Source organism: bacterium, assembly GCA_021372515.1.
Lineage (GTDB): Bacteria > Gemmatimonadota > Glassbacteria > GWA2-58-10 > GWA2-58-10 > JAJFUG01.
Genome location: JAJFUG010000057.1, coordinates 50,944 through 69,062 on the forward strand (window position 1 = coordinate 50,944; position 18,119 = coordinate 69,062).

The 18,119-nt window shown below is 59.6% G+C and carries 8 protein-coding genes; 1 reads left to right on the forward strand and 7 read right to left on the reverse strand.

Features of this window, described 5'->3' with window-relative positions; translation table 11 throughout:
* Positions 1-239: 239 nt before the first annotated feature.
* The 7 genes from LLH00_06105 to LLH00_06135 form a co-directional block, all read right to left on the reverse strand.
* Positions 240-2,798 carry a glycoside hydrolase family 2 gene (locus LLH00_06105; protein MCE5270841.1) on the reverse strand — a complete coding sequence of 853 codons (2,559 nt, stop codon included), beginning with the start codon at positions 2,796-2,798 and terminating at the stop codon, positions 240-242.
* Positions 2,799-3,108: 310 nt separating this feature from the next.
* The gene (locus LLH00_06110) at positions 3,109-3,522 is read right to left on the reverse strand and encodes a hypothetical protein (protein ID MCE5270842.1); all 414 of its coding nucleotides are present in this window, start codon (positions 3,520-3,522) and stop codon (positions 3,109-3,111) included.
* Between the two features lie 665 nt (positions 3,523-4,187).
* Positions 4,188-5,645 (reverse strand): sigma-54 dependent transcriptional regulator, encoded by a 1,458-nt coding sequence (locus LLH00_06115; GenBank protein MCE5270843.1) that lies wholly within the window; start codon positions 5,643-5,645, stop codon positions 4,188-4,190.
* Positions 5,642-9,313, reverse strand: coding sequence for a GHKL domain-containing protein (locus tag LLH00_06120; protein ID MCE5270844.1), 3,672 nt, complete (start codon positions 9,311-9,313; stop codon positions 5,642-5,644). The genes LLH00_06115 and LLH00_06120 overlap by 4 nt, the downstream gene beginning before the upstream one ends.
* Positions 9,314-9,745: 432 nt before the next feature.
* Positions 9,746-12,901 carry a hypothetical protein gene (locus LLH00_06125; protein ID MCE5270845.1) on the reverse strand — a complete coding sequence of 1,052 codons (3,156 nt, stop codon included), beginning with the start codon at positions 12,899-12,901 and terminating at the stop codon, positions 9,746-9,748.
* A 118-nt stretch (positions 12,902-13,019) separates the two neighbouring features.
* A complete protein-coding gene (locus tag LLH00_06130; GenBank protein MCE5270846.1) occupies positions 13,020-13,868 on the reverse strand; it encodes a UbiA family prenyltransferase in 849 nt (282 codons plus the stop codon).
* 188 nt (positions 13,869-14,056) lie between these two features.
* Complete coding sequence (locus tag LLH00_06135; GenBank protein ID MCE5270847.1) at positions 14,057-15,151, reverse strand: uroporphyrinogen decarboxylase family protein; 1,095 nt, start codon at positions 15,149-15,151, stop codon at positions 14,057-14,059.
* 313 nt (positions 15,152-15,464) lie between these two features.
* Between LLH00_06135 and LLH00_06140 the strand changes: the two genes are divergently transcribed.
* On the forward strand, positions 15,465-17,831 hold the full coding sequence (locus LLH00_06140) for a DUF4962 domain-containing protein (protein MCE5270848.1): 2,367 nt from the start codon (positions 15,465-15,467) through the stop codon (positions 17,829-17,831).
* Positions 17,832-18,119: the final 288 nt, after the last annotated feature.

Here is an 18,119-nt window from a genome sequence, read left to right on the forward strand (position 1 = left end):
ATTGCAAGCTTGATGCCAGAAAAGCATGATTTATCTAACTCGATTACTTTTAAGCGATAGATAGAACACGGAGGGCGGAAACAACCGATTAGAGGAAGTAAAACGATTACCTCGCGGGTGCCGCTGTTACTCGGCTGGATACGGCTTTACAAAGTGAAAACAAAAACGCCATAACCATCCTTCAGGGGGAGGATGGTCGGCGTGAACCACCACCAGAGAGCGGACCGGCCGGAACATACTCATTTTCCCTTTCCCTGACCGGCGTTAACGTTCCAGCCGCGATACCGGAAAGCCGGCTTTTCGCCATTCAACCCGTCCATGGGAAAGCGGGCCCGGACCGCCTTGACCTCTCCCGGCAGCAGGGAAACGTAGTTATCGTCCCAGAAAACCGGCAGGACCGTATTGCCGCTTTTCTTACCGTAAACATCCAGCTCGATGAAAAAGGCTATCACCTCGGTGGGATTATTCAGGGTGACCTGCATTTCCCACTCTTTGCCCCGCTCCACAAACAGATATTCCGCATCGATCTCAACCGGTGGCAGAGCGTTCAGGGCCGTAAAGTCGGCATAGGACTTGTTCGGGGTCACGAACCACAGGGTGCCGCTTTCATCCAGCACATCCTCCCGGGTCGACAGCCAGTAGAAATTGGCTCCAAGCTTTTTCCCACTCGCTTCGAATAATTTCAGATCAACGAAATAAACCGGGGCCAGGGCGTCGCCGGCAGGCAACTGAAAAATCTTCCTGGACGTGTTCTCTTCAAGTCCAACATGCAAATCCTTTGCGAAAACAACCTTCGACTGCATGTTCAGGACACGGATTTCCGCCCGTAAATCCTTGAAGGCGGAATAAGTGTCGTTGCTCAGGTAAATGCCGTGGTCTCCATAATCATAGATGATGTTGAGCGGCTGCGAACCCGCCCGTGTCCCGTAAAAGGCGCCGTTGGGCATCAGGTAGTAATCGTAGAGCTGCCAGTACATTTCCGGCCAGGCCGAATTGAGCATCCATTGAATCACGCCCGTGGAGTTGAATTTATTGACGGAAAAAGCCTCGAACATGGCCCGGATCGCCTCATAGCTGGCCACCTGGGCTTTGCGGACAAACTCCTCCACCGAGCCCGCGGGGCCATAGCGTCGGTCGAGGGCGTTCCGATACCGGTCCAGGTTGTTGAACTGGCCCCGGCCGCAATGATATTCCCAGAGACTGTCAATCGGCCACAGATGGTCCTCCGGAAGCATCCTTCTCAGACTTTCCAGCGGCGGAGGCTGCGGTCCGGGACCGGTTTCAGTGTTGAAACCGAAAGCCCCGCCGTTGTTCCGGTCGAGGTACCAATAGTTGGGGGTTACATAATCGTAGGGCCCCGCCATTTTGACTCCGGTCGGACCGGTTATCTCGCTCACCGCGGCCCGGCACGCGGCCAGGCTCGGCCGGGTCGGATCGACACAGGCAAGCATGTCCCGGTATTTCGTTTCCAGTTCGGGCCGCGGCAGCTTGTCGCTCCCGTACACCCAGACTAAGATACTGGGATGGTTGCGCAGCCAGGTCACCTGGTCCTTCAGCGAGCGGGAAATGAGAGCGATGTCCTCCGGGCTGCTTACGCCCTCGAATTCATCCATGGCCCCGCCGTACAGGAAAGCCCATTCCCACTGGCAGCTCCAGCCTGCCATGAGCATTATCCCATACCGGTCGGCCAGATCGTACAGTCTCTGACTGCTGCCCCAGAACCCCTCCAGCCGGATGGTGTTCAGGTTCATGTGCCGGGCGTACCGGACCTGGGCTTCGACCTTATCCGGGTCCTCCGCCAGCAGCATATCATCCGTCCAGCCCGCCCCGCGGATCAGCACTTTTTTCCCGTTGATCCTGTAGCCCCGGCAGCCCTCCTCGCTGAGGTAGTCGGAAACCTCCCGGATTCCAAAGACAACCCTCTGCTCATCCGAGATTTCTCCATCCGCCAGAGCGTTCAGCCGAAGCTCGTACAGATTGGGTTCCCCCAGGTTGTTGGGCCACCACAGGCGCGGGTTGGTTAGATTCAACTGCGGGTATTGGTCCGGGCTGAAAACGAGCCGCAGCCTCTGGCGGGGCTCCAGGCTGAAAGGCATGTCCAACCTTATGTTTTCGATCTCACCCCGGACAGCCCCCGACACAGGCCGGTCGCTGTGGTTGATCAGGTCCGCGCTTACGGTGAGGGCCGCTTTGTCCAGGGTCTCCAGGTTCACTTTGCTCCGGACGAACACATCGCGCAGGGAGACAGCGCCGGTCAGACGCAGCTTGACCTCCCGCCACAACCCCAGGTTCTGGTCTGGCGGCTTGGGATTCCAATCGACAAACCCGATTGTGAAATCACCCGGCCGGGGCGGATAAACCTTTACGGCGAGAATGTTTTTACCGGCGGCGATATAGTTCGTAATATCCAGCTCGTGAATCCGGAAGGGACCGAAAAAGCTTTCGCAGGAACCGGCTTTCTGTCCGTTGACCCAGATGTCGGCGCTGTAATTGATCCCCTCGAAAACAAGGCGGACATTCCCGGAAGACTCGTCTTCATTCAGGAGGAACTCCGTCCGGTACCACCAGGGATGCAGGAACGGCTCGGCCGGGACTTTCTCCAGATTCCGGCCGAAATAGAGATTACGATACACCCCGTTCCTGACAAGCGCGGCCAACACGGTCGAGGGCACGGAGGTCTGATACCAGCCCAGTGAGGAGCAGCCGCCACCCGACACCTCACTGTCGCTTTCCTCCACCTCGGCGGAGCAACGGACAGACCAGCCCGATTCAAGCAGACGGGTGTGCTCGCATGTCATCAGGGCGGAATTTCTGCAACAGACTGAAAGCAAAAGGGAAAGTGCGGATAGTGCAATCAGCCGCCTCTTGTCGAAACTGCGATGAACTTTCATCAAATCACTCCGGCCGTTGAACTGTCTTTCGTTGGGAAGCCCGCCAGTATTCCCCTGTCAGGATCACTTTTCACCGGCCAGAGGAAATCTCTTTTCCGCAAACCGGGAATCCATCCGCTCCTCAGCCTTAGCTCCCGTCCTGATCCGGAGACTCCCCATCCGGTTCCGCTCAGGCCGGGAACAATTCGGACTGCCTTGACCTCAGAATAGCAGACAGTCAGAAACCGAACTGCACCGTGAAGAGATTGTCTGCGCTCAGCCGTCTCTTGTTGCGGTAGGCATAGCCGAACTCGACCACGCGGCCGGCGAAATCCAGTTTCTGTCCGCCGCCGGAACTCAGGCCCCGGAGCGTCGGGGCATCGTACAGATATTCATAGCCGTAGTCATCCGCGCCCTTGGTGTACTCGTCGGTCTGGACCTGCAAGCCCAGGCGCAGAGCCCCGTACATGAACGGAGTGAAACTGAAGCTCAGCCCGGTGGCGGTGGAATAGCTGGTCGGAATGTTGCTGTTGCGCCAGATTTCCCCGCAGACCAGCCAGTTGAGCTTGTCCGTGGTCATGAGGCTGTAGCTCAGGGGCCAGCTTGACCGCGGTGGGCAGACGGTGGGTGTGAGTGCGGTGGAACGCCTCACGGGTGCTCCGGCGCGAGACGACATAGTCATCGCTGGAAAAATCGCCGTAACCGTCCGGAATGTCCCCGTCACGGTCCTCGGGCCCCACCTCGTACGGGAGGTTGGGACTCTGCATGGTGATATTGGGTCCCAGGTTCTGGATGGAGAAGGCGAACCTGATCTCACGCTCCAGGAACTCGGTGTGGTAGATCGCCCCGGCGCCGATGGCGAAAGCGTTGCCGCCGATGCTGGAGAACATGTCCGGGTGGATGTGCTTGACATTCAGGCCGCCGTTGAACTTCTATGTTTCTCTAAATAACAAGAACGGTGCCAGCGGGCGGGAAACGGAATGCCTCGCCCAAACCCTTGCTTAACAAGAAAGAAAAAGAGGGCAGGAAGCAGACGGGATGGAATGTGAGTGTATAATAATTATACACCCACTTGACAGGCGTATAAGAAACATACATAAAAACACTGTTTGTGCGGTTCGGTCGGTGCGGCCCGAAAGGACCACCGGGGAAGAGTCGAGGCTCAGGAAATGAAAATCGCACCACGCCCATCGCCGGTTCCCGAAGCGCCGATAATCCGGTGGAGCGGATGAATCCGGTCACGAATTGCCGCTGAATGGTCCAAGGATACTCTGGATGATCGACTGTTTTGGCGGTTAGGCGTACGGCAGGAAAGGATTAGACGGCCTTGTCGTCAAGTTTGTTATAGAGAGTGGCGCGGTTGATTCCCAGATACCTGGCCACCCGACTTTTGTTACCGTCGAACATGAACAGCGCCTTTTTGATGATCTCTTTCTCTATTGTTTCCAGGTTCAAGCCTCCAGGCAAGAACCTGACAACCAGATAATCCTCATCGTTTTCCTCGGCCAGCCGGTCCAAACCCAGGCCCTCGTTCTTCTTTAAAACCCTCAGATGGCAGGGCTTGATTTCCACATCATCGTACAGCAGCACAACGCGTTCGATCAGGTTTTGAAGTTCGCGCACGTTGCCGGGCCAGGGATATTCCTCCAGAATGCCGATCGCCTCCTCGCTGAAAGATTTGAAATTGCTCTTTTTCTGCTCCGCGAAATACTCGAGGAACATCTGGGCCAGAGGGCGGATTTCCTCTTTTCTCTCCCGCAACGCCGGGAGGTGGATCCGGCCCGTATTGAGCCGGTAATAGAGGTCGCTGCGGAAAGCGCCCGCCTGCGAGAGCTTCTCCAGGTTCTTGTTGGTCGAGCAGATGATCCTGACATCCACTGTCAGCTTCCTTATCCCGCCGACCCTGAAATACTCTTTTTCCTGCAGCACGCGCAGCAGCTTGGGCTGCATCTCCAGTGGCATGTCGCCTATTTCATCCAGAAACAGGGTCCCCCCCTGGGCCAGCTCGAACTTGCCTTTCTGCCCGGCCCTCTTCGCACCGGAGAAAGCTCCGCCCTCATAACCGAACAGCTCACTTTCAAACAGGTTGGGAGCGATAGCCGAACAGTTTATGGAGACGAAAGGAGTGGTGACCGTGTGGGGACCGTAATTAACCAGCTTGGCGATAAACTCTTTGCCGGTGCCGGTTTCCCCTTCGATCAAGACCGGGACCGAGCGGTCCTCGTGCAACCGCTTGGCCAGACGGACCACGTCCCGCATCTTGCTCGAAAAAACACCGATCCTGCCCACCCCGAGCACTTCCGCCAGGGCTTTCTGCACCTGCTCCAGCTCCAGCATGGCTTCCTGCGTCACCTCTGCCACCTTGCTCTCGAACCGGTGCTTCAGCTCATAGTTCTCTTCAAGGAGCGATTGGTGTTCGGCGATTTTCCCGATGATGGATTTTAGCTCCTCAGGATTCACCGGCTTCATCAGGTAGTCGTAAGAGCCGGCATGGAATGCGCTTACAGCAGAATTCACATCCCCGTAGCCAGTGATGAGCACCACGTACGTTTGCCGGCCCGCGGGCATGGCTTTCAGGCGCTTCAACAATTCGATCCCGTCCATCTCCGGCATCCGGATATCCGAGAGAACGAGCGGGAATGGATTGTTCTCGAAAAACTGCAATGCCTTTGTCCCCGAGTCACAGGGGGTGATGTCGTGTCCCAGCTCGTCGCGCAGGTACTCGGTCAATTCGGTCCTGGAATACTTGTCGTCGTCGACCACGAGAATTTTCAAATCTCCTCCTCATGGCTGCCTGTCAAAGGAATTTCCACGATGAAGGTGGCGCCATCCTCGTTGTTGACAAAAGCGTTCACCTTGCCGCTCAACTCCTGCGTCAGTCTTTTTACAATTGCAAGACCCAGGCCAATCCCCAGACTCGGTTTCTTGGTGGAATAGAACGGGTCAAATATCCTTTCCTCATTGCCCCTGAACAAAGCCTTGCCATTGTCGCTCACTTCGAGAACAGCCGAGCTTCCGTTTCGCCGGATGGAAATGGTGATTGTCTTGTCCTGCTTCTGCAGCTCGTCCAAGGCCTGCACGGCGTTGACCACCAGATTGATCAGGATCAGCTCGACATTTATGTGGTTACCCTGTATCGGCATGTCCACCGGCTCCACGTTCAGATTGAACTTGATCCTGTGGATATTGATCTGCCTGTTGATCAGCGTGAGCGCGTGCTGCACCGAATCCTTGAGATCGAACCTCTCGTTCACTTTCTGGTTGGGCGATATCCAGAATTCGCTCATATGCTTGACTATCTCTTCAATCCGGTTGATATACTCCGGAACTCTTCTGAGCTTCTCGACAACCTTGTCCGGAATTATTCCCCGTGCGCGCTCGGTCCAGCTCAACACCTGTGTCGAGTTGAGCTTGAGCGCGTTGAGAGGCTGGTTGATCTCGTGGGTGATTCCCCCCGCCATCACGCCGATGGATGCCATGCGCGAGGCTTTCTCGGCCATCTGCACAGCCTCCAGCCCTTTCTTTTCCGCATCCAGGCGGGCCTGAAAGTGGGTCTGACGCTGCAACGAGTTGGCCATTACATCCGCGATGGTGTTTAATAGCTCTATCTCCTGGTCATTCCACGGATGTGCCTCCATTTTGGCCAGATACATGAAAGCGGTGGCTTTCGAGGACACTTCCAGGGGAATAACGGCAAAAGAACTTATCGCCAGTTCTTCGGCAAACCGCCTTTCCTCCGCGGTGACTCCGGACAAGTCCGACACAAAACGGCCGCTGCCTGGAGCCGGCTTTTCGTATAAGGCGGATACTCCGTCGTTATCGGCCACCCTGCCGGGATTGCCGCTTTCGGCGTAGGAGGGCGAGACCCAGCAACCGACTGTTTCCGCCCTTTTCCCGGCCTTGCCGTCAATGACCAGACAGGCGAGATCCAACCCGGCGGATAATCCGATCTTTTCCAGCAACTCACCGACACTGTCAAAGAACGAATCGGAGGAATTCAGCAGCGAGGCGATCTTGGCCAGCAACTGCTCGCTCTGGAGAAGGTTCTCCAGTTCGCACTTGTTTCTGGTCAAGGTCGCATTGGCCGATTGCAGTTCATTTGTCCTTTCCAACACAAGTTTTTCCAACAGCAGATGCCTGCGGATGACCACTCCCAGCAGGAAAAGAATGGTCAGCGAGCCTATCGCCGCAACAATCAGGAACCCCCGCTCTCTATACCAGGGGAGAAGGACAGTGAAATCGAAGAGGGCGGGTTTCGCATCGATATTCAGGTTCAAGTCCATGGACCGCACCTCGAAACGATGGGGTCCATAGGCCAGGTGGCTCAGCCAGGTGACATTGCTGGTCTGGAAGGCAGACCATTGCCCGCCGTCCAGCCGGTAGGAGAAAAACAGCTTCTCCGGCTTGGTGAAATTCCACTTGTCCACAGCCGTGAAAACCAGCCTGGCTTCCCCCGAGGGTGGCACCTCTGACGGATTGTCCCGCTTGCTGATTAATGTCCTGGGCGGATCGGAATCCGCTTCCGGGTGAAAGCAGCTCACTCCCTGGGTGGTGCCGGCCCAGACCGTGCCCCGGCTGTCCTCGAAGACGAAAGTGGCCGCCGTGTTGGGCAGGCCGTCCTCCGCGGTATAAGTGACCCATAACCCCTTGTAATACCTGTGGATGCCGGTTGTTGAGGCCACCCATACACTGCCGCCGCTATGTCCATGAATCGAGTACACGTTGTCCAGGCCCCAATCCCGGATCAGGGACCATTTCCCGCCATCGTATTCAAAGATCTGGTTCCGGCAGCCAATCCAGATTCTGCCATCCTCGAATTCATGGAAACAAAACACTCCTCCCCCGGTGTAGCCATCATCCGGTCCTATCATTTTGAGGGCGCCATTCCGGAAAAGCGCCAGGCAATGCTTGTTCTCGGCGGAACCGATCCAGAGGTTTCCATTGGCGGCTTCGTAAAAGCTTTCAATATCATAATCATCCGTCATATTGATAACCGGTTTGTATACCTCGCCGTCCCAATTTTCGACCCGAAAAGCGACCGAATCCATACCAGCGTATGTAGAAAGCCAGACTTTATGTTTCCGGCCGGAAGACATCAGGAGAACCGTTCTGTTATTGAATTTGCCGGAGGCGTCTTGATATGGGATTTTTTTCAGCCCGGCAGGAGAAATTGAATAGCACCCAGACTTAGGATAAAAAACGGCTGTTCTGTTATCGGAAAGAGAGAGGAAATTCACCGACATTCGATCATAGATATCTTTTTGACCGGCCAGATCGTAGCGCTGCCAATGTCTGCCGTTGTACACCAAGATTCTGCCGCCGGCGGCAAGATAGATATTGCCGAGAGAGTCCTCGTAAATGGCGTGGCACCATCTCAGTTCTTCCTTCAGGCCGCGAGGCGTCCGCCAGAGGGGTGGCGTATACCTGGCCAGGCCGCGGCTGGTCGCCAGCCAGAATACTCCGTTCTTTTCCAAAGCAACTTCACAAAAAATCACGCCCGACAAAACACTCGCATTTTCTTCAGATTCGCCCTTTTCTGGCGAGATATTAAAAAGCCCATTCTTGTCCCCTATTACCCAGTAGCTGTCTTCCAGACCCGGCCAGCCGATGCGCACTGAGCCGGAATGCCCGGTTTTGATCTGCCATTGCCTGTTTTTGAAGATCAGCAGATCACTTTTATTTTTCTTGAGATTGGACGCGACAACGTACAATTCTCCCTCGCAGCCCTCGACCGGAGACTGGAACGCGGCATATTCTGGCCCCGGCGTGCGGAATTCCTGCCAGGCCTTGCCCCTGGCGGCCGCTTTGGGATGGAACTGGGCGATTCCCCGGGTGCCAGTGATCCAAAAATAATCCTCGCGGGTACCGGCTAAATCGATAAAATCCCCGATACCGGTCTGTGCGGCGTGCACCATTTCCATTCTTTGGCCGGTCGAGGCGTCAAGAAGAACCAGACTGTTGCCCATCAAATAAAAAACCTGGTTCTTATCTCCAGGCGTGAACGGCATGTTTGTCGGGGACAGCAGAAAGTTCGGCTGGAATGCTGGTGGATTGTAATCACGCCCGATATCGAAAGTCGCCCATTTGCCGTTTTGAAAAAGCTTTGCGCCATCCTCGCTGACCGACCAGAGTTGTCCCTGCTTGCTCTGTCTGATCACGCTGTACATACTGGGGGAGGGAATGCGAAAAACGAGCTTCCCGTTCTCATCAGGCCAGCCATCCATCCAGCCGGCTGACATAGTCGAGCCGTGCGAGATCCAGATTTTTCCTTCGCTCCCGATAGTAACATAATTGATCCATGACTCCTCGGCCCCCTGGGACACCTGGAAGAAACGCCAGTCCGGGAGGTTTTCGCCGAGAAGCCCCTGGGCCGCAAGGAGCAATAAGCAGACAGGATAAATCAACAGCGTCGGAGAAAACAATTTACTGGGGATCGAGGGCATGACACACTCTGTCCGTGTTTTTTCAATCGCAGTGATCATAAGTCAGACGGATTACGAGCGAGTGTAAGACGTTTCGACTGTCTGTATCGGTTCAATGAGAAGCTGATCAACAATATAGTAATGCAGTGCCTGACAATTGCAGATATATTTCCGTTCCCCTGTACGATGTGATAAATATTGGATGCTGTGACACCAACGCCAAGATATTTTTCTAAGACAGTGTTATGGATACATTGTCACAAACCTGTATCGAATCTTGCTTTCGATTATTAAAAGCCGCAGAAGCTTGACAGCGGGTTCACTCCGAAAGGCGGACAAACGGGAGGAACGGGTATAGCACCTCCAGTCGCAGCATGCAAAAAGCGGCTTTCCCGATCCAGACGGGAAAGCCGCTTTGCACCAATCGGTGATACCGCTACTTGTCCGTTTGGCTCACGGCTGCACCAGCACGCTGAACGGCTCGAACAGCCCGTAGCCGATGAAATCGTACTCCGCGCCGTCCGGCTGATGCTCGGGCGCGGCGCGGAACGCGGCGGGCCAGGCCCGTCCGTGCTCAGGCTTGTTGTGATGCGGCCCGAGCTGGTTTTTCAGCGTGCCGTAGACCGTGACAGCGACCTCGTTGCGCCCCGGCTTGACCAGGGCTGAGATGTCGCGCTCGTAGGGCGGCCAGCCGACCGTCCCGGCGGCCTGACCGTTGACAGTCACCTCGGCCACGCTGCCCAGCCACTTGCCCAGCCGGACCCGGCAGCGCGCCGCGCCCTCTTTCAGGTCGAACGTGGCTTTGTAGCTCACGCCCCCGGAGTAGAACGGAAGGCTCTTGGCTGTCCAGGCCCCGAAAGAGAGCTCCCGCGGCGACACCACTTTCCAACCCCTCTCATACGGCTCCAGGCCGAAATCGCCCAGGATGTAGACCGGCTCCAGCTCGGAATGGACTGTCATCGGGGCGGCGTGCAGGCTGAGACTGTTCTGCCCGCTCACCACCGCGGCCCCGATATCGTACAGGCCGAACGAGCGGTCAAGGCTCCACTCGCCGGGCCGGGGATTCACCGTCTGCCCGTTCACCGCCACCTCCCACAGTTCCGGGTGCTCCAGCACCGCCTGCATCGACCCGCTGGCGACTCCCGGCTCGACCCGGAACGCGAAACCGGCCTCGAAACCCGACCCGGCCGGGAAAGAATCGCGGTCCACGATGGAGGTCTTGAACTGCACCGCCCCGCTCCAGGGGTCGCCCTCGAAGCCATAGTGACGGAAAATGGCGTCCGAGGCGTTGAAGAAATAGCAGTCTTTCAGTTCCTGTCCCCCGACCGTGACATCGCAGTAGTCCAGAGTCAGGACATTGGGTGACAGCCGCTCGACTGTCCAGCCGCCCACGGGCGGGACAGGCGCACCGGCTGCGACAGGCTCCGCAGCGGTCGTGTCGGGGCTGACCGCGGGATCGATGTAAAGAAGGAGGCTGCCCGCGGGCGGCAGGTCAAACTGTACGTTCAGGCCATCGCCGGCCTTGTCCGAGCGGTACGGAGAGATAGCGCCCGCCTCTGGATCGAGCCGCTGGACCGAGCCGCCCGCCGCGCGGAACGATCCGGTTGCGCTTTCCTCCAGGCTGGTGTTGACCAGGAACACCAGCTCGCCCTCCGCCAGAGTGCGACGCTGGTGGAACAGCTTGCCGCCAGCGGACTCCGGGCTGTCGAAGCGGAAATCCTTCGCAGTCAGGCGCTCCAGGGCCGCGGCCTCCTGCGGCGAGGCGGCCGTGACCCACTGCGGCTCATACTGCTCCGCCAGGGCTTTCACCGAGTCCGACCCGACCCCATCCAGGCAGCGCGGCGCTCCGCCGAAAGAGAGCACTACACCGCCAGTTTCCAGGTACCTGCGGAGAATGTCGAAAGTCGGGCGCTCCAGGTTCTCCAGGTTCGGCGGAAGGACCAGCAGGTCGTAGCTCCGCTCCCCCACGCTCAGGCGGCCCGCCTCGGCGCGGCCCCGGTCCTGCATCATTTTCTCGCAGCCCAGGTCGTATTCGAGCTGCATCTTTTCCAGATCGAGCAGGAACGTCTGGAACGAGTCGCCGATTTCGCTGAACCGCTGTGCGGACTTGACCGGCGAATAATACATCCAGGCCGTGCTGGTCGGCTCCAGGACCAGGGTGCGGTTCACCTGGTTGCCCGTGGAGAGGGCCAGGCTGAGGCGGGCAAAATAATCGCACAGCACGCGGTAATCTTTCCACCAGGGCTCGTGGTACGAGAACGACTGCGGATGGTCGCGCTTGCGGGCCCCGAAGATGGTCATGTAGGTCAGGTGCTGGTTCATGAAATTGACCCCCAGGGCGTACTCCCAGTCGCCGATGCGTTTCATGTCCTCGAAACGAAGGTCCCAGCCGCCGGCGCCGTAGGTCTCGCTCAGCTTGCGGTTGCGCCCGGTCTGGTTGGCGGCGCTGGCCAGCTCTTTCACCGCGCGCACGTTGCCGAACTGGGCGTTCACGTCCTCGCTGTAGGTGTTCATCAGGATATCGATCGACGGGACATCGTGCCAGGCGTACATGGCCATGTTGTCGCTGCAGTGCTGCGGGCTCGGCCAGCCGTGCTCCCAGTAGTGGCCGGTCCAGAGAAGGTGGTGCGCCTCGCAGTAGGCGTTCCAGGGCTTGCTCCAGTGCTGGATGAAAAGGTCGAGCAACAGGGCGTAGTAGTCGTGGCGCACCCGCTGCCAGGGGCCGACCTCCTCGAACAGCGCGGGCAGCACAGTCACCAGGTCGTAGCCGAAACGTTTCTGGAACTCGGCAAACAGCGCGGGTGTCCAGCGGATACAGTCCTTGGCCGGCGGGGCGACATTCGGCTCATCGGTGAATATGCCCCGCACGTTGCGGCCGAACTCGTCCCCGATCCCTTTCTCGTAGCCCCGCATGGTCACTTCGATGAATTTCTCGGTCACTCCCGGCAGCAGGAGGTCGACATAGGTGAACCCGCCGAACCAGGGGTCCTTGCCGTAGAAAGCCTTCTCGAACAGGTAGTAGTCGCCTTTCTTGCCCGCCTCGGCCTGGAGCGCGCCGGAGATGTCCACAAAGCCCTCGGCCTGCCTTTTCAGGACCACCGGGCAGTCCATGCCGAGCGGCTGGGGGAGCGTTTCGGCCCGGTGAAAGACCAACCCCTGCCCCTGGTTGTAGGATTCGGGCATCTCGGCCGGCACGTGCCCCCCGGCGAAACCGCTGGGGTAGGAGTTCTCATCGTACAGCCAGACCTGCATCCCCAGCTCCTTGCCTTTCTCCACCGTGTGGCGGCAGAGGGCGTGCCAGTCCTCGGACAGGTACGCTGTGATAAGTCCGGGCCGCGGATGGATGAACACTCCGCCGATCCCGGCCTCTTTCAGTTCCACGAGCTGGCTGTCGATCTCGCCCACCGTAACCTTGTCGTTCCAGACCCAGAGCGGCGCGCTGCGGAACTCGGACGGCGGGTCGGCGAACTGCGCTTTCAGCTCGGCGAACGAGGCCGGATGGGCCGCCGGAGTGAGCGGCGCGGCTGTCTCCACTTTGGGTTGCGAGGAGCAGCCGAGGGCAATTAATGCGAGCAGTAGGAACGGGCTGAACAGGGGGCTGGTTTTCATACGGTCCCGCTCTCTTGAGGGTGAATGGTGACGTAAACCTTATCAGGAGTCAATTTTCAGCCGCAGCCGCCGCGGACGCGGCCACCGGGATCGAAGCCGAGGAACGGTCCGCGGCCGCTCACACTCCGGCCAGTCGCAGCAGAAGGAACAGCACCAGCCCGGCCGTGGCGCCCAGGTACAGGCGGCGGATGTACTTGCGGCCCCCGTTCGCCCCGGCTTTCAGCAGACCATGCAGGGAAATGGCGATGGACAGGTCCATGAACCCGATCGCTATGAGGTAGACCGGCCGGAACCATCCCAGCACGAACGGCACCGCTGTCAGTGCCAGCACCAGGAGGAAAATGCAGGCGCTCACCCGCAGGGCCGCCCGGCCGCCATGACGGATCGCCAGGGAGCGCGAGCCGATCAGCCTGTCGCCCGCGGCGTCCATCGCATCCGCGGCAATCTCCTCGCCCAGGTCGACCAGTGCGGCGATCAGGCCGAAAAACCAGACCATCCGGTCGAACGTCAGCCCGACCGATATCCCGCCGTAGATGAAAGTCATCCCCACCGAGAAACTGACCATCAGGTTGCCGGGCAGGCCGGTTTTCTTGAAATGACGGTTGTAGAGGTAGCCGATGGCAGCCAGGGCGAGCACACACAGAAACGCCGCGATGCCGATCCTCCAGCCCAGGACAAAACCGGCAGCGAACAGGGCGATTGCGAGAGCCAGGGCCTCAGCCGGGCGGACCGCGCCCGAGGGGATCGGGCGCTGGGGTGCGTTCACCCGGTCGGTCTCGACATCGATACAGTCGTTCAGCACCAGGATCGCGGCGGAGATACAGAAGATGGAGAGGAAAGCTTTCAGCGTGAGAAGCAGCGGGGCGAAATGTCCCAGGGCCAGCACCTGCCCCAGCACCACGCACACCCCGGCCGAAAGCGGGAGCTCGAAACGCAGCAGCCTGAACAGGCCTTGCAGTTTCCGCATGACAGGTGTCCTTTACCGCCGACAGGTCACAGGCCGAAATTCCAGCGGGAAAAGCCGGTTTGTGCGGCTCAGGGTCCAATCTATCGCCCTGCCAGGCGCTGTTCAAGTAATTCCACGCTCTTGGTGTGAAAAAAAGGGGCCGCCCCCTCCGGCAGCCCCAGTTATCCTGCATTAACCTCTTGCAGCTTTCAGCCGACCCAGTTGCGCGCGGTCTCGAACATGGCCAGCACGTTCTCCGGGGGGGCGCCGGCCGGCACCTCGTGCGAGGGCCCCAGGATATAGCCGCCGCCCCGCCCGAGGCAGCCCAGCAGGTGACGGACCTCCTGCGCCACCTCCTCCGCCGTGCCGAAAGGCAGGGTGCGCTGCACGCTCACCCCGCCCTCGAAACACAGCCGGTCGCCGTAGTCCTGCTTGAGCCGCAGCGGGTCCATGCCGCGGGCGTCGAACTGAAGGGCCTGCAGGATATCGACACCCATATCGATCAGGTGCGGCACCAGCTCCATCACCGCGCCATCCGAATGGTACATCACCCGGCAGCCGAAGGAATGGATCAGCTCGTTCTGCTTGACATGATAAGGACGGACAAACTCGCGCCACATGTCCACGGACATCAACAGCCCCTCCTGTGTGCCCATGTCATCCGCGGTGAACACCACATCCAGCCGTCCCCCGGCCGCCTCCAGCAGCCGCCTCGTGTGCTCCAGCACGAACTCCGTAACCTTGCCCATGATCGCGTGGACCAGCTCCGGGTTCAGCACCAGGTCCATCATCAACTGTTCCATGCCCCGCAGGTAGTAGGACTTTTCCCACAGGTTGCCGATCAGGGTGTAGAGGCAGTACTCCCCGTTGCGGTTGATCCAGTCCATCTGCTCCGGTATGGCCGCATAGTCGAACCAGTCCGGGTCGGGCCAGGGGTGGGCCAGGATATCCGCTACAGTCTCGGCCCCGGCCAGGGGATGGCAGTCCAGCACCAGTTCCTCCACCCGTCCGTAGCGCATGCTCCTGCGCCCCACGCCCCAGATATCGAACCCCTCTTCGAGCCGCGGGCCGACATAGCGCGGACGGAAATCGTGCATATCAAGAAGAGGATCGAGGTAAGCCTCGGCGGTTGTGTTGTGGTTGTGTCGAAGATAGGAGTCGAAATCCTCCCAGGCGGCAGGAGACAGCTCGGCGCAGGCCAGGGCCAGGGGCGGACGGTCGGTGGGACGGTGCTCCAGGGCGAGCCGCACCCGCTCGCGGTGGCTGAGCTCGGATTGCTTTCCGGAATGAATTTCAACCCCCATGCCTGCCTCGCCTCCGGTATTAGTTGTTTATCAGAACGATTTGTCAGGGAAATTTATAGCCACTCTGCGTCCGGGTCAATGCAGTCGTTATATGACAGGCCAGCTCGTGTCCTCTCAAAGGCTACTGCTCCCTTTCTGTTTCGGGATTTCTCTTTTTCCGTTTTCGCAACTCTTGGCGATCCGAGCCCGAGGTGCTATTATTGGGCGCTATTGTTTTCTTTCCGGTCTATTCTGTCCGTGCGAATCACACACTCGTCCGGTCCCGCCCTGCCGCTCCGGACGCCGCCATGACCCCAGTCCCGGAGCATCGACCATGCCGCGCCGCATTCCGAGCCTTATCGCAATCGTCCTTCTTTCCCTGTTCTCCTTCCAGATCGGCAATGCCAGCCCGAGCACTCCGGCCGCGGTGCAGCGTCCGCTTGACAATCCCAATCTGGGCCACCCCCGTCTGCTGATAAGCGCCGCCAAGTTCGACAGCCTGCGCGCCGGGCTGAACGGCAGCCACGCCTGGCTCTGGGAGCGCTACTGCCAGGACCTTCCGCACATGGTGGCCGCAGCGCGCGCCGAGCACGCCTCGAATGACCAACGCTACGAGGGCGATCTGGCGATAGAGCTGGCGTTCGCCTGGCGCATGACCGGCAGCGACAGCCTGCGCGATCTGGCCCGCTCCCACCTGCTCAAGCTCACCGACCCCAAGGCCTGGGAGGCCCCCGAGGACTTGATCTACCTGATCGGCAGCCATTTCCTGATCGGGATCGGCCTGGCCTACGACTGGATGTACGATGAGCTGAGCCCGCAGGAGCGCGCCCAGATCGTGGCCTGCCTGGCCAAGCAGGCCGAGGCGCAGTTCGAGTCCATCGACACGGGACGGATCTGGTGGCGCAACCAGTACTACCAGAACCACTCGCATTCCAACTATTGCGGCCTGGCGTTCGCCGCCGCGGCCCTGTACGGCGAGGATGAGCGGGCCGCGAAATGGCTGGGCGCGTGTGAGCCGTTCTTCGAGAAGATATTTTCCGTGATGCCGCCGGACGGCTCCTCGGTGGAGGGCTACGCCTACGCCGGCTACGGTGCGGAATACCTGCTTAACTACGCCATGCTCTCGCGCGAGCTGCTGGGCAAGGACTACACCACCACCCCCTGGATGCAGCACCTGGCCGCGTTCCTGGTGCAGGGAGTTCTGCCCAGTTGCACCGCCGAGCGCTGGGCCATGACTTTCGGCGACGGCCCCCAGCGCGGCTGGAGTTCCACCGCCCAGCACCTGTTCCTTCTGGCCAATCTCTACCGCGACAGCCAGGCCCAGTGGATGGCCCGGTTCACAACCACGCTCAGGCCCACCGGCCTGGGCGGGCGCGGCTGGATGATGCTGCTCTACTACGACCCCTCTGTCCCCGAGGCCGACCCGAAAGACCTGCCCACTTTCAGCCAGTTCCCCGAGATCGGCCAGGCCATGCTACGCTCCAGCTGGACCGACACCGCGGCCACCCTGATCGGGTTCAAGTGCGGCCCGGCGATGAGCCTGTCCCAGGCCAAAAACGCCACGTTCGACTGGGGCACCGGGCACGCCGAGCCGGATGCAGGCTCGTTCCAGATTTTCTCGCACGGCCAGTTCCTGGCCACCGGCGGCCTCTACTTAGGCTACAAGCGCAGCCTGGACTTCAACGAGATGCTGTTCAAGGGACGCGGCGAGCTGGGCTCGGACGCACCCGGTTTCGGCTCGGCCGAGGCGCTCAAGTTCGGGCACTACCCGCTGCTGGTCACAACCTCCGCGGACAGCCTCTACGACCTGTCGGTCGGGGATGTAACCAGCGCCTACCACCCAGCCCTGGGACTCAAGCGCTACCTGCGCCGCCTTCTGTTCCTGAAACCGGATATCCTGCTGGTCGCCGACCGGTTCGAGCTGGCCGACACGGGCATCCTGTATAACTACCCCGGCCCGCAGATCCAGACCGGCGGCGGCCTGGGCCACAACGACAACGGCCAGGTGAGCGGCACGGACGGTGAGGCGTGGGTGACGTTCGACGGCAAGCCGGGGACATACCAGATATACCTCAATTACCTGGACAACGAGCCCGGAAAGGGCGATTATTGCCTGACCGTGGACAGCGACACGGTCCATAGCTGGAAGAGCGACAATTTCGACCGGGACGACAACCTGTTGGAGGTCTCCCCGTCGGTGGAGCTGAAAAAAGGCAGCCGGATCACGTTCCACGGCGCGAACCTTCCCGCCGAGTTCCGGATGAACAAGATCGTGGCTTTCAGCTCCACGGTGAGCGAAAAGCCCAGCGCCACCTGGCAGCTCCAGCTTGAGCCGCAGGCTGTAGTGACCAGGGCCGCCAACGGCCTGAGCGCCGCGGTCGGCGGGGCCTGCCTGGACGTGCTGCCGCTTCTGCCCGCGGGCTGCCGGACCGCTTTCGAGCGGAACGATTTGCTGGGCACCTCAACCGAGCCGTTCAATTACATGACTCTGACCCGTGTGACTGTCGAGCCGCCGCTCTCCGGCGGCAGCACCACCCTGCTCAACCTGCTCTATTGTCGCAACGGACAGACTGCGGCGCTGAAAGAGGTCCGGGCCTCCGCCGCGCCGGATGGCAGCCTTGAGGTCAGCTTCATCCGTCAGGGCAAAAAGGTGAGCCTCACCTGGAACCTGGAACAGAACAAGGTGGATGTTCAGGAATAGACTATCCATAGGGGCGAACACAAGGTTCGCCTCTACGACATTGCCCGGCATCCCAGGAGGGTAAACCCGCTTGCGGCTGCCAGGCCGCCGCAGTTCAGTCTTTGGGGGCCGCACCTGTCTGAGCCTCCCGCCAGGGCAGCGTGCAATCGAGTGTGAAACGGCTGGGGCTGAAAGTGCCACACGGTCCGGCGGCGATTCGCGGCAGCGCCGCCGCTGCAACGCGGCAGCGGAATCAAAGCGCCGGGCACACCACCGGTTGAAGAAGAAACACGGTACGGACGAGTTTGC